The organism is Bradyrhizobium sp. CCGUVB1N3, assembly GCF_024199925.1.
GTDB lineage: Bacteria > Pseudomonadota > Alphaproteobacteria > Rhizobiales > Xanthobacteraceae > Bradyrhizobium.
Genome location: NZ_JANADR010000001.1, coordinates 3,953,132 through 3,965,482 on the forward strand (window position 1 = coordinate 3,953,132; position 12,351 = coordinate 3,965,482).

The following is a 12,351-nucleotide window of genomic DNA, read 5'->3' on the forward strand; positions in this document are numbered from 1 at the left end:
TGTCGTTGTCAGCGCCGACGATGATGTGCTCGTCATGCAGGACGAGGATGACGTTCAAGTCATTCTGGCGGACCCGATCACGATCATCGAAGTGCCAGAGCAAGGCCCGCCCGGTCCGGCAGGTCCGCCCGGTCCTGCGGGTCCGACAGGCGCACCCGGCCCCAAGGGCGACAAGGGCGATCAAGGCGACCAGGGTCCGCAAGGTGACGTAGGTCCGCAAGGACCAAAGGGCGACACGGGTCCTGCTGGTCCTGCTGGCCCTGCTGGTCCTCCCGGTACGAGCGCGTCGGTCTACGTCTCCGATACCGCCCCGGTTGGCGCACCCGACAAGAGCCTGTGGTGGAAGTCCGACACTGGCGTGCTCTATGTGCTGTACAACGATGGCACGAGCACGCAGTGGGTGGTGACCATTCCGTCGCCCGATCTGAGTGCTTACGTCTCGACTGCGGTGCAAGCGCTCGCGGCATCGCAGAAGACGCAGGCGCGCTCCAACATCTATGCCGCGCCGTTCGATGCGCTCGCCTACAACGGCATGCAGCACAACGGTTCGTGCGATGTCAATCAGGTGATTGGCACCGGGTCCACGAGCGGCAATGCTTATCTCGTCGATAGTTGGGCGGTGAACAGCTCAGGCGCTCAGGTCTTGTCCTGCTCCTGCGTTCTCGATGCGCCTCCCGGTTTGCGATCTTCGCTCAAGGTCGCTGTCACGACGGCTAACGCCTCACCTGGATCAGGTGACTGTGCCTTTCTGATCAATCGCATCGAAGGCAATAGAACGATGAAGGCGGGCTTTGGCAAGTCCACCGCCATGCCCCTCACGATTGGGTTCTGGTCGAAGCACCACCGCACTGGACTCTATTCCGGCGTCTATGAGAACGGCGCGTGCAATCGAAGCTTCCCGTTCACCTATAGCCAAAACGTCGCCGACACGTGGCAATTCAACGCGGTGCCGATCACGGGTGACGTTACCGGAACGTGGCCGACCGACAACAGTTTCGGAGCGCAAGTTCGTTTCTGCTTGATGGCCGGAAGCTCGCTGGTTGGCACTCCGAACGCGTGGGCTGCGGCGAACCTCGCTGGAGCGACAGGCACCATCAATGGTGTCGCGGCAACGACTGACACGTTCCAAATTACTGGCTTGATCGTGCTACCCGGACTTGAACTGCCCTCTGCTGATCGCGCCGCCTGCATCATGCGTCCATATGATCAGGAACTTCTGCAAGCCCAGCGATATTTGTGGCTATGGAACGGCAATCAGTATCAACGCGTCGCTGTTGGCATGTGCGACACGGCCACGACCTGCCAGACGGTCATCTGGACGCCAAATATCATGCGAGCCGTGCCTGCTCCGGTGCAAGTCAACATGTCAGCGAATGGCGTCGCGGTGACCAGCATAGGCGTGGTGGGTATCGTCACGACCAATGCGGTGTCTGTTCAATGGAGCGTCGCAAGCGGCCTAGCTGCCGGATCGGTCGGGTCAATTTACTCGAATGTCGCTGGCGGTGGCGCTATGAGCCTTGATGCGAGGTTATGATGGCACTGGACTTCCCCAACACTCCGAGCGTGGGTCAACTCTACCCGTCGCCAGCGGTGGCGGGCGTGCCGGTGTATCGTTGGAGTGGCGTGACGTGGGATGCGCAAAATCTGACAGGTACAGACGCGCCGAGCGACGGTAAGACCTACGGTCGATTGAATGCGGCTTGGTCGCAAGCACTGCCTATTGCTGGTGGCACGTTGACTGGTAACTTGACGATTTCATCCGGCGGTCAACTAATCATCTCTTCGGCCGTTGGCCAGATAACCTTGAACAAGGCATCAGGTAGTGCGGGGACAAATTGCTCGATTGGTGGGTTCACCACAGGGAATGCGCGTTGGGTCATGGAGTTCGGCAATGCTGCATCGGAGAGCGGCAGTAACGTGGGCAGCGACTTCGACATCATCCGTTACAATGATGCCGGCGTCGCCATAGATACGCCGTTCAAGATCACCCGCTCGACTGGTGTCATCACGACTTCGATTGATCTAAAATGCGGTGGTGCCCTTACCGCACTTGGGAACAGCATTGTCGTACAAGCACAAGCCGGTGCCAACGCTAATCTGTTCTTTAATGATGAGACCGGCGCCAACAAGTCCACAATGTACTGGGAGCGTTCTTCCGGGACTTTCCACGTAACGAATGCAACCAAAGACTGGCAGTTTCAATCAGGTGGACAATTTCTAAGCGCTCTCGGTTATGTGTGCAAGCAAGGTTTTAGCGGAGGCTATGGCGGCAACAGTTTCAATCTTTTTTACAATTCCGGGCCGTGTCAACTGTGGATCGACGCGACCAACCTCGGCAACATCAGCGTCACCTCGGACTATCGCACCAAAAAGACGTGGCCGATCTGCGGAGCATGTGGTCGACCGTTAAGAAATTGCGGCCGATCTCATACACGCAGAAGGACTTCACGCCGCCATCGCAATTGGAGTACAACGCCAAGGCTCGTGATGAGGGGCAAGAGGTTGGAACAGCTCCGATGTTCGCGGGTGATGATATCGAGCGTTGGGGTTTCCTAGCCCACGAGCTTCAAGAGGCAATGATTGATAGCGCAGCGAGTTGCCCGAAGGATGCGCCGGATGCGATCCAATCTCCGAACCCGTGGACGATCATCGCGGCTCTGACCAAGACGCTTCAGGAGGCAATGGCCCGCATTGAGATGCTGGAAGCCGCCGCGCGTTGACGCAACGAACCTCCCGGCCTAGGCCCCGCTTCGGCGGGGCCTTTTTTGTGCCCAGCCAGACCCGGCAGCGATGTTAACGGGCCTGCGGCCTTTCGAGCATGTTGATCTGTTCCGCATGGATGCGATCAGAAAACCGGTGCAAGCGACGCTCGGCTTGCAAGATCTGTCCCGCGAACGACTCGGCAAGGTCGTTGATCGTCTCGACCACCATCCACGCGCGGTCGACCTCGGACAGGCTCTCGTAGTCCTTGGCCTGGTACAGCCGCGCGAGTTGCTTCTTTTTCGTCACGATGCGGCTTGCGATCTGCGAGAAGATCGATTTGATCATCGCGCTGCGTTCGGGCGTGTTCACCTCGTAGCCAACGCCGACCCAGTCGATCACGTACGGCTGGCATCCGGCCTCAGTCATTCTCGGATGAACTGCTGACCGGTTGATCTTGACGCGAAGCTGGTTACGCTGGTCGAGATAGCTGCGCCAGGCCGCCGACCGCTTACCTCCAGCTGGGCGCTCGATCAGCTTGTGGGACTCGATCCAGCTGTCGAACTCGTCGGCGTTGAACCTCATTCCGATAGGAAACCGCTTGTAGAACTGGCTGGCGAGGTCGACCTGCGCCTTCCCCCGTCGCGGGTTTGCATCGCCCCAAGGGCATGTTTGGCGTTGCGGACACGACGGAGCTTTGCAACCTGTTTCCTCACTGCAGCTCTCCGACGATCTGCAAGGCTTCGCGTGCATTGTTGATGGCGTTGCGCAATTCGGCGTTGGCAGTGAGCGTCACGCCCGTCGGTGCCCGCTCGCAGTGCGTCTTCAGCTTCTTGGCTTGCGACAGCATGGCGTTCGCCTGCCGTGAGAGCTGGTGCTGAAACTCGGTCGCCTGCCGGGTCCAATCGGACTTCAAGGCGCGGTCGTGTTCGTCGCCGTCAACCCGCCGCTGCTTCACCCGGATGTCATGCACCATGTAGGCGATGCGCTCGCTGATGAACCGGGCAGTGACGTCGATCTGGTTCTTATAGGCGATCTCGACCAGCTCGCGCGCGAGAGCTGCCTGATTGCTGACCGGCAGCAACGACGCGACATTCGGCGCGGTGACGGCCTTGCGGAAGGCTTCCAACAATCCGGCCTGATCGAGCACTTTCGCCACGCCTGCGAGATCGAACGTGATCGGCGTGCTGACACTCGTGTTGCGAGCGCTTCGTGCGACATTGGTGGCTTTCTGCGCCTGGCTGTGCTGCTTCGCACGCTGGGTAGCAGCCTTTCCTTTGGCGTTCGCCTTGGCCTTGGCCGCCTCGGCTGCTTCCCGCTCGCGCCTGGCCTTCGCCTTGTTAGCTTCGTCGGCAGCGGCCTTGGCCTTAGCGGCGGCAGCTTGACGGCGCGCTTCGGCAGCTGCGGCCTCACGCTCAGCTTCCGCCCGCTCGCGCTCGGCCGTTTCCAGCTCTGCGACGGCGGCGGCGTTCTCGTCTTCGACCTCGGTCGCGACTTCGTCGATGATCCGGGCATAGTCGCCGGAGGATTTCAGGACGGCCAGTTGCTGACGGACGGTGTGTTCGTTGATGTCGGGTACATTCTGGAGAAATTCGGTGATGATTGGCTCGCCGATGCCTTTGGCGCTGGCGATGTTGCCTTGCAGCTTGTCGAGGTCGTGGTTTCTCGCGAAATCACGAGAAACCCCTCCCGTCATGATCTGCTTTGCCAGATAGCGCAGTGCCGCCGCCACGGTGCCGACCTGCGCCGTGCCTGATTGTCCGCGCTGCGTTGCGTTCTCCCTCGCGTAGATGCGGATCATGCCGACCATGTCGATGTCGCCGACGAACAGATCGGCGCTCTTGATGCCAGCCTTGAGGGCTTCGGCTACCCGGTGGTGCCCCGCAGCGATCTCCAGCTCGCCGTTCTCGTTCTTGCGCAGGACCACGCCGCCCCAGAACCCATCCTGCCGGATCGACTTCTCTAGATTGACGACGACGTCGGGTGCCATCGGATCGACCTTGAAATCGCGGGCCGGATTAGGCTTCAACTGATCGAGCTTAACGAGCATCACACTCCCTTTCGAAACGTCCGTGGCCGCCGCTTAGCGGGGCTTTTTTTGTGTCTTGAACCAGACTGGCAGCGTCGAAGGCCCTGGGTGCCCTATCGGGAATTCCCGAGACGCGGTCATCCCCGCTCATTCGTTCCCTCCCGCGCGGCGTCACACAACATGGAAAGGATTTCGGCGGCCTTGCGCCGGGCGATCTTCTGCCGCTTGATCATGCCCTCGTGGGTCACATAGCGGGTGAAGGCGTTCGTATCGATGATGCGAGCGGCTTGCTCGATGATCTCGTCTTTGGTCGTCATTTCTTCGACCTCGGCTCGATCAGCTGCCGGAACGCATCCCGTCCTTCTTCGCTCTCGGCCCACGCCTCGGACTCCTCCGGGCTCGCGTCGAAGTCCCCATTGATGTGCCGCTTTCGCACAGCCTCGATGGCCTGGGCCCGCTTCTGATCGTTGAACGACAGCGCGACCTGGGCTGCCACGCGGAGGTCCTTTTCCAGCTCCATCTCGGGAAGATCGAGCGGGGAAAGGAAATCGTGATAGAAGCCGGTCGCCGCGCGCTCGGCCATCTCGTGCAGCCCGACCTCGCGCAATGCGCCAGCCAGCTTGTCCTTGGTGTGCTCGGTCATGAAGGCTCCAGCTCAACGAAGTTGATGGCGACGCGACCGGGCTCGTATTCCTCGACCCACACGCGATAGGGACGGCTCGGCGGATATCCAGAGAAGCCGAACGCCTCCAGCACCATCTTGGCGGCGTGCTCATTCGGGACCTTGCCGGGAACGCGCGAGGAGATTGAGAGATGCCGGAACAGTCCGGAGGCCTGCTCCTCGAACGAGATCGCGGCGACGTAGGACCCGAGCTGCACGGGATAGCTCGGATATTCCCTGCGGAGCGCCTCGATGCGGTCAGGGTCCGGCCGCTCGCCGAGCTTCAGCGTATTGGTCGGATGGTCTCGGTCGTCGACAATGATCTGCCGCATCTTTTCCCAGGGCATCGGCTTGGCCAGCGCCGACCGGATCGCCTTAGCGATCTCGGCCCGCTCGTTTTCGCCGATAATGAGTACGCCGCTCATTGCATCGTCTCCCCATCGGGTCCGATTTCCATGATCTCGGCGCGCTGGGACAGCTTGATCAGCTTGATCGTCTTGCCGCTCATCGCCGCGATCCAGCGCGCCCAGGGGAGACACAGTTTCAGCCGCTCCTCGTCGGCGGCGATCAGCGGGATCAGCGTGCCGGGTCCCATCAACGGCGCGGCGCAGAGACCTTCACCGGTCTCGTCGCTGGAGATGAAGGCCCAGACAGCGTCGATGCGCCTCAACTCGTTCGGCGGGGAATGCACTTCGGGATCGTCGTCGCGCGGATCAGACATAGCTGGGCCTCCTCGTCAGTGCCTCAGTGCCCCTCCGCGGCCAGCGAGCGCGTCAGGGAGATGATGCTGCGCCGGACCTGCTGGCTTTCCACCCGTGACCAGGCCTCGATCAAATCGATGCCGTCCCTGCTCGCGACGAACTCACTAACCAAACTGTTCTTCTGCTTGTCCCATGGAAGGTCCCCACCGATCAGAGCCGCCACCGTGGTCTTGAGGAAAGCGGCGATCTCGCCCAATCGCGCCGCTGCGACACGGTTGGTGCCCTTCTCGTACTTCTGAATTTGCTGGAAGCTGACGCCCAGGGCCTCCCCCAACTCGGACTGGCTGATGTGCAGCTCAAGCCTCCGCGACCGGATATTCCTGCCGAGTTCGCGATCCCCATCGTTCACCGCACGCGGCGATGTCTTTTGTCTACGGCGCATCTTTGCGCTCCTTCATTACATGCCCAGTTTTTAGCATCGCGCCGCCCAGATCGAGCTCTGCGCTGCGCCTCGTTTCCTTCCAGCTGGTCGTTTATCTCGGGGAGTTCTCCCTTCTCGTATCCGCGCTACGTCATTCGCTCATGCGGATGCGGCCTGCTCCACTTGGTGCAGCTGCCGAGCGCGCTTCTTCCTCGTAGTCGGCTTCGCCGGCGCGACCTTTTTCGTCTTCTTTGCGGACGGCGTCGGCACCGCTGGCTTCAGTCTGACCTCGCCACGGTAACTCTCGATCTGTTCGTGTTGCTTGAGGTATTGCAGCTTCAATTTGATCTGCGTCGGGGTCAGGCCGGTGTCGCGCACCAGGGCCGAGATCGCGACCCATTTGTCGAGCGACAGATACTCGACCAGCTTGATGCTGCGCGACGACGGCTTGATCACCGGGGCGGCCGGTTGCGGCTTCGGAACGTGCGTTGTGAGCACCTCGCGCATGCCGGTCGCGATCTTGGTAAGCCGCAGCACCAGCTCGGTCAGATCGGCGACTTCTCCGCGCAGCGCCTTCATCTGGTCCGGGATCGGGACGACGGCCTCGGGTTGCGGCAACTCCAGCGCCTTCGTTAAGGGCTTCGGCTTCTCCGGCTTGTCGTTCTGAGACTTCAGCGTCACGTTGTCGGCGCGCAGCAGCTTACGGACCTCGGCGCGCGTGTTCATGCGGGCCCGCCAGTCGCTGGCCGTCTTCGCGACGATCACGCGGCGGACCTCCTTTTCCGGCACCACCTGCCAGGCGATCTCGATGTGCCCGCCATTGGTGTCTCGGGTCTGCCCCTTGACACCATGCAGCTTCAGTTCGTTGAGCGCGATCTCGGTCAGTTCATTGCTGTACGCCATTCCCTAAACCTATCCCTTGCCGTTCGTCTCGATGGTCGCCGACGCTCGACCACCGAGCGCCTCCGCGATTTCTGCTAATGAGTGAGTGCGGCCCGCAGCGATGCCGCTGTCGATCTCGCGCCATTGCCCCGCCAAGTCGAACGGTGGCGCGAACACGGCGAGAGCTTTCCTGGAGTTGAAACGGATCAGCGCAGCAATGCCCTTTTCGGCGCGGCGGGTCAGCCAGCGTCGCAGGGCGGGATCGCGGTGGGCATCGCGGTGGTGCGGATCGACCCATACCTGGACGACCTGAATGTTCTGAGCGTCGCCCGTCTCGTTGTCGCGGACCGTGACGAAGTCGGGCATGAGATCGAGCACATAGTGCGATCTATCGGGTCGCGACAGATCGTCAGCGTCATCGTTGATCAGCCAGCGACAATTCCACAGGCCGCACTCAGGCGGCATCTTCGCCGTGTGATAGACGGCGCATCCCTTGTGGAATTGTTGAAAGCGGCAACGTTCGCCCGCAGCCTTTTGTAAAGGCGGCACAGGCAAAAGCTTGCAACACAACGAGCAGTCACCGCAGCGTCTCATCGGTGCCCGTCCAATCTATGCACATTAGTCGCGCGGCTTGTGCCGCTGCTTATGTGTTGATGATTAGTATGATGATTGTGGCGAAATAAATTTGGCCGCACAGGTTTTCGCCACAGCCAAAGTTGAAATCCGAGTTGAGCGATTATTCAGTTGTCGTCCGAGTTGACTATGGCCAACCCGAACGACAACCTTTAGGACAGATGGACCGGCGAGGAAGACTATGCACATGCCCGACTTGCCGTAGGCGGCGATATCGGGTCCGCCTCGCCGACACTGGCCCGCCCTTCGTCATCCGAAGGGCGGGCTTTTTTCATCGACATGCGAGCGCGGTCAATCCGGACAATTTGTCCACTCGACGAAAGTAGCTAGGCGTATAAAAATCTCATAAGTGCCGCGTTACTGCATCGTAACTTGGCGCGCGGACGGTGCTTCGCTAGAGGCGTGTGGGGGCGCACAAGGACTTGATTTAGGAATGATGCACGGCGTCCCTTTCAGCCTGTGGCAACATCAGGCTGCGATTGTCTACCAGATGATCCTCACCATCTGCTTGACGCTTCACCGCGATCACGGGCGCAAGAGCCACGTGGGCGCCGCGAGCGAGGAACTCCTCGTGGCCATGGTGATCCGCGTCAACGACGGCGCTGGCCTTCCGCCGATCTCGATCAGCGCGATAGGGAGGCAGCTCAACATGTCGCGCACCAGTGTTCGTCGCGCGGTCGGCGCGCTGATCCGCCACAAGGGCGTGATCTGCAAATGCCGCGATGGCTACATGGGCAATCCGAAATATGTGGCGGTGCGGCCCGACGCCGATGATTACATCCCGCATATCCAGAACGCGATCACCACAGCCGCCACCCAGCTTGCGACGCTGAGGAGAGCAGCGGCCCGACGCGGCCCGAAGAATGGTGTTCGGGCGCGGTCGGTGCGAAAGGCCAAGGTCGCCAAGAAGGCGGATCGGTAAGAGCCGTGACCGGCCCCACACCGGACGCTATAAGGGGCCATGATCACCGAAGTCCTCGCACAGATCCGCGCGCCCAGCTTCACAGCCGGTATCGTGCTGTTCGACGACGTGGTCGTCGAGACGGCTTCCGTCGTCCGCTACATGCGACGATGGTCGCGAGACAAGGTGCGCGCGGAATGCGAGCAACGAGGCTGGACCGTCAGCGTTGTGAATGTGATGAAGCGCGAGGATGTCACGGCGCCGCCGAATGCCGAAGCTCGACATCGTGCAGCACGGGGAGAGCTTTGAGGTCGTGCGGGCCGACGGGTTAAAGCGACCCTTGGCAAATGGGAGGCGTCCATATAAGAACCATGAACCCGGCAGTGGATCACTCTTGTCTATCGGGGTTGACGCCGTGCCTGCGATTAAAGAACGGACGACTAACTGCCGGGATATCGAACAGCAGTTGGGATATTTGCCAGAAGTCTCGACAGAGGCGGACCACAAATAGACCCATCGTCACTCAGCGATACTGTCTTGCCAGTCGTTGGCGATTTTTAGGAAGTTGGCCAAGAGGGTATGACCATGCTGCGTCAGAATCGATTCGGGGTGAAACTGAACGCCATAAGTCGGTTCAGTGAAGTGGGCGAGCCCCATGATTTCCTCCCTTTCGCTTCGGGCGGTGATGAGAAGCGGGATGGCCTCTGCGGCCGAGGCGGGCAGTTCGACTGCAAGCGAATGATAGCGCCCGGCGTTGAACGGACTCGGCACGCCTTGAAAAACCCCACTTCCATCATGGAGAATCGGAGTAGCCCGCCCATGCAGCGGCTCTTGGGCACGTCGCACCAAACCGCCAAATGCCTCACCAATGCACTGGTGGCCAAGGCAGATGCCTAATATCGGGATTCTGCCACTGAGTTCGCGTACGAATGCCAGACAGTTTCCGGCGTCCTCCGGAGCGCATGGTCCGGGGGACAGAACGATAGCAGCAGGCCCGAGTTCCAGGATCCCGCTGACGTCGATCGCGTCGTTTCGAATTACACGAGGTACTTCATCAAGCTCGGCGAGATACCGTGCCACGGTAAATACGAACGAATCGTAATTGTCGATGAGGAGGATCATGGGTCGCTCGAATCGAGTTCCTCGAAGGCCTGCAGGATCCGCTCAGCCTTATCAAGAGTTTCTTGGTATTCCGCTGCTGGATTCGAGAGCGCCGTAATTCCTCCGCCGGCGTGAAACGATGCCCGTCCATTCAAAAACGTCACGGTGCGTATGGCGATGTTAGTGTCCATGAAGTCGTTGAAGCCGAGACAACCGATCGCTCCGCAATACGCGCCGCGCGTCTCCCGCTCGATTTCGGAGATGATCTCCATAGCGCGGAGCTTCGGCGCGCCCGTCACCGAACCACCCGGGAAGGCGGCCAGGAGAACATCGAGCGCCGTGTTTCCCCTCATCAGTGTTCCGGTAACCGAGGATACCAAGTGGTGTACTCCGGCGTAGCTTTCGAGCGAGACCAGTGAAGGCGTTTTCACGCTGTGTGGGCGACAGACGCGAGACAGATCGTTGCGCAAAAGGTCGACGATCATGATGTTTTCGGCGCGGTCCTTTTCGGAAGCAAGAAGCGCCTTGGCGCTGCGCGAGTCTTGCTCGGGGTCGTTGGCACGTGGCGCGGTCCCCTTGATCGGGCGTGTCTCGACTTCCTGGTTTTCGACCTTCAGGAATCGCTCGGGTGAGCTTGAGGCCAATGCAAAGTCGCCGTGCTCAAGATAAGCACAGAACGTGGCAGCGTTCCGGCGGCGTAGTTTCAAATAGAAGGCCCAGGGATCATAGCCAAATGGAAGATCGGAGATGAGGCGCTGGGCCACATTCGCCTGGAATATATCTCCTTCCAAGATGTAATGTATGACACGCGCGACAGCAGCTTCGTAGCTATTTTGTTCAAAGTTCGAGCTCCAGCGTGAGCGCGGGATTGATGGCGCAGGACCTCGAGCCTGCGAAACATCAAGGGCGAGGCGCACCTCGAAAAGCGCGGCTCGCTCCCGTGCGCGTGCCAAGCGGCTACTTAGATCTTTCTCCGGGTACCCAGACGAGATGATCCAGGCCCGATTTTCGATTTGGTCAAAAGCCACAACAACGTCATAGAATCCGAGCATGATCTCGGGCACCGGCCCCACCCCGGCAGCCGCCGGACGGGGCACGCGCTCAATGAGTCGTCCCATTTCGTAGCTAAAGAACCCAATTGAGCCCGTTTGGAATGGCGGCAGGCCTTTGTGTCTCTGGTGCGAGAAACGGCGCATCAGCTGCGCCAACTCGTAAAGTGGTTCTTTGCCTGTGTGTTCGCCGTTCCAATATGACTCGCCGTGCTCGACCACCAGGCGACCGAACGGTGCTGCCGTCACATAGGAATAGCGTCCAAGGGTCGAGTGGCGCATCGCGCTGTCAAGGAAGGCCAGCTCGCCAAGTGGACGCAGGCGAGCGGCCGCTATATGCGGTTCGATCCACGCAATCTCGCGCACGTGCATGGGCCCGCGCGTGAGGTTTTCTCCTTGTTCCGTTGCATCGCACATCAGAAGACGCCATCGCCCTCCATCGCAGAGAACAGCGCACGCATATTATCCTTATCGAAGCCCTGGTTCGACACGCGCGTAACAAACTCCAACTGCATTCCACTGTTCGCATCGCGGCGAGTGAAGGACTGATTCAGGCCAGGTCCTTCGATGATGCCTGTTAACAAATCGGCTCCCCTCTCCTTTGCGTCCGCAAGCACCTGCTCCTGATTGTCGACCTCGATCGCCAAATGCTGGATACCAGGCCCGTATGCATCGATATACTGGCTCACATTAGATTTTGGTGAGGTGCCCTGACACAGAACGAAAGTGACAGCACCTGCTCGCATCGTCGCAGTTTTCATCCCGCTGACGAGACCTTCGATGTCGGCACGGTCGATCAACTCAAAGCCGTACTGACTTCTGAACAGACCAATCGCGGCCTCTAGATCGCGAACAGCTATCGCGACATGATCGATGCGTGAAGCGTTTCGCGCGAGAAGACTGGCGACAGGCGCATCATTTGCGCCGACAACTCGCCTCCTTTCCAAGCTACACGCTTCTTCAATGATCAGATTGTAAAGGCGGCGAACGAACCTAGCGTCAAGGCCGCTCTTGACCGCGAACGCCGCAACACGCGCATGGACGGCCTCAACACGGGCGGGCTGCATAATGCTAATGCCGTGCTTTCGCTTGTGCTCCGCAATTCGTTCACAAATGGCGAAGCGCCCGCTTAAAGCCCGCATCAACTCGTCATCAAAGCTATCGAGCTGCACGCGCAGGCGATCGAGCTCGGCATCATGGATATCCTGTCCGTCCATTTGTTCCTCCGGTGAAGCGCATTGCGCATGTCTAAACACATCATCTTGGCAGCCAT

At 60.0% G+C, this 12,351-nt stretch carries 17 protein-coding genes; 5 read left to right on the forward strand and 12 right to left on the reverse strand.

What is annotated here, in order from left to right:
• Positions 1-34 precede the first annotated feature (34 nt).
• Genes NLM33_RS49495 through NLM33_RS49685 form a run of 3 tightly spaced genes read left to right on the forward strand, consistent with a single transcriptional unit; the run spans position 35 to position 2,720 of the window.
• Positions 35-1,534: a hypothetical protein gene (locus NLM33_RS49495; protein ID WP_305880486.1), complete on the forward strand. Its 1,500-nt coding sequence runs from the start codon at positions 35-37 to the stop codon at positions 1,532-1,534.
• On the forward strand, positions 1,534-2,556 hold the full coding sequence (locus NLM33_RS49680; RefSeq protein WP_371929943.1) for a hypothetical protein: 1,023 nt from the start codon (positions 1,534-1,536) through the stop codon (positions 2,554-2,556). The genes NLM33_RS49495 and NLM33_RS49680 overlap by 1 nt, the downstream gene beginning before the upstream one ends.
• Positions 2,517-2,720, forward strand: a complete 204-nt coding sequence (locus tag NLM33_RS49685) for a hypothetical protein (RefSeq protein WP_371929944.1) — start codon at positions 2,517-2,519, stop codon at positions 2,718-2,720. The genes NLM33_RS49680 and NLM33_RS49685 overlap by 40 nt, the downstream gene beginning before the upstream one ends.
• A 73-nt stretch (positions 2,721-2,793) precedes the next feature.
• Here the strand turns inward: NLM33_RS49685 and NLM33_RS18865 are convergent, their stop codons facing one another.
• The 9 genes from NLM33_RS18865 to NLM33_RS18905 form a co-directional block, all read right to left on the reverse strand.
• Positions 2,794-3,285 carry a hypothetical protein gene (locus tag NLM33_RS18865; protein WP_254096620.1) on the reverse strand — a complete coding sequence of 164 codons (492 nt, stop codon included), beginning with the start codon at positions 3,283-3,285 and terminating at the stop codon, positions 2,794-2,796.
• A 127-nt stretch (positions 3,286-3,412) separates the two neighbouring features.
• Positions 3,413-4,750 carry a ParB/RepB/Spo0J family partition protein gene (locus tag NLM33_RS18870; protein WP_254096621.1) on the reverse strand — a complete coding sequence of 446 codons (1,338 nt, stop codon included), beginning with the start codon at positions 4,748-4,750 and terminating at the stop codon, positions 3,413-3,415.
• 116 nt (positions 4,751-4,866) lie between these two features.
• On the reverse strand, positions 4,867-5,046 hold the full coding sequence (locus NLM33_RS18875) for a hypothetical protein (protein ID WP_254096622.1): 180 nt from the start codon (positions 5,044-5,046) through the stop codon (positions 4,867-4,869).
• On the reverse strand, positions 5,043-5,372 hold the full coding sequence (locus NLM33_RS18880) for a hypothetical protein (protein ID WP_254096623.1): 330 nt from the start codon (positions 5,370-5,372) through the stop codon (positions 5,043-5,045). Before NLM33_RS18880 ends, NLM33_RS18875 begins: the two co-directional genes overlap by 4 nt.
• Positions 5,369-5,815, reverse strand: coding sequence for a hypothetical protein (locus NLM33_RS18885; protein WP_254096624.1), 447 nt, complete (start codon positions 5,813-5,815; stop codon positions 5,369-5,371). Before NLM33_RS18885 ends, NLM33_RS18880 begins: the two co-directional genes overlap by 4 nt.
• Positions 5,812-6,111 carry a hypothetical protein gene (locus NLM33_RS18890; RefSeq protein WP_254096625.1) on the reverse strand — a complete coding sequence of 100 codons (300 nt, stop codon included), beginning with the start codon at positions 6,109-6,111 and terminating at the stop codon, positions 5,812-5,814. The genes NLM33_RS18885 and NLM33_RS18890 overlap by 4 nt, the downstream gene beginning before the upstream one ends.
• Positions 6,112-6,134: 23 nt before the next feature.
• Positions 6,135-6,533: a helix-turn-helix domain-containing protein gene (locus tag NLM33_RS18895; protein ID WP_254096626.1), complete on the reverse strand. Its 399-nt coding sequence runs from the start codon at positions 6,531-6,533 to the stop codon at positions 6,135-6,137.
• Between the two features lie 138 nt (positions 6,534-6,671).
• Positions 6,672-7,415 carry a hypothetical protein gene (locus NLM33_RS18900; protein WP_254096627.1) on the reverse strand — a complete coding sequence of 248 codons (744 nt, stop codon included), beginning with the start codon at positions 7,413-7,415 and terminating at the stop codon, positions 6,672-6,674.
• Between the two features lie 9 nt (positions 7,416-7,424).
• The gene (locus tag NLM33_RS18905) at positions 7,425-7,772 is read right to left on the reverse strand and encodes a hypothetical protein (RefSeq protein WP_254096628.1); all 348 of its coding nucleotides are present in this window, start codon (positions 7,770-7,772) and stop codon (positions 7,425-7,427) included.
• A gap of 688 nt (positions 7,773-8,460) precedes the next feature.
• Between NLM33_RS18905 and NLM33_RS18910 the strand changes: the two genes are divergently transcribed.
• Both NLM33_RS18910 and NLM33_RS18915 read left to right on the forward strand, forming a co-directional pair.
• Entirely contained in the window at positions 8,461-8,949 is a 489-nt protein-coding gene (locus tag NLM33_RS18910; protein ID WP_254097547.1) for a hypothetical protein, read from the forward strand.
• 39 nt (positions 8,950-8,988) lie between these two features.
• On the forward strand, positions 8,989-9,237 hold the full coding sequence (locus NLM33_RS18915) for a hypothetical protein (RefSeq protein WP_254097548.1): 249 nt from the start codon (positions 8,989-8,991) through the stop codon (positions 9,235-9,237).
• A 210-nt stretch (positions 9,238-9,447) separates the two neighbouring features.
• Here the strand turns inward: NLM33_RS18915 and NLM33_RS18920 are convergent, their stop codons facing one another.
• The 3 genes from NLM33_RS18920 to NLM33_RS18930 are packed head-to-tail and all read right to left on the reverse strand — an operon-like array spanning position 9,448 to position 12,295.
• Positions 9,448-10,050: an aminodeoxychorismate/anthranilate synthase component II gene (locus tag NLM33_RS18920; RefSeq protein ID WP_254097549.1), complete on the reverse strand. Its 603-nt coding sequence runs from the start codon at positions 10,048-10,050 to the stop codon at positions 9,448-9,450.
• The gene (gene pabB / locus NLM33_RS18925; RefSeq protein ID WP_254097550.1) at positions 10,047-11,495 is read right to left on the reverse strand and encodes an aminodeoxychorismate synthase component I; all 1,449 of its coding nucleotides are present in this window, start codon (positions 11,493-11,495) and stop codon (positions 10,047-10,049) included. The genes NLM33_RS18920 and pabB overlap by 4 nt, the downstream gene beginning before the upstream one ends.
• Positions 11,495-12,295 carry a chorismate mutase family protein gene (locus NLM33_RS18930; RefSeq protein ID WP_254097551.1) on the reverse strand — a complete coding sequence of 267 codons (801 nt, stop codon included), beginning with the start codon at positions 12,293-12,295 and terminating at the stop codon, positions 11,495-11,497. Before NLM33_RS18930 ends, pabB begins: the two co-directional genes overlap by 1 nt.
• Positions 12,296-12,351 lie beyond the last annotated feature (56 nt).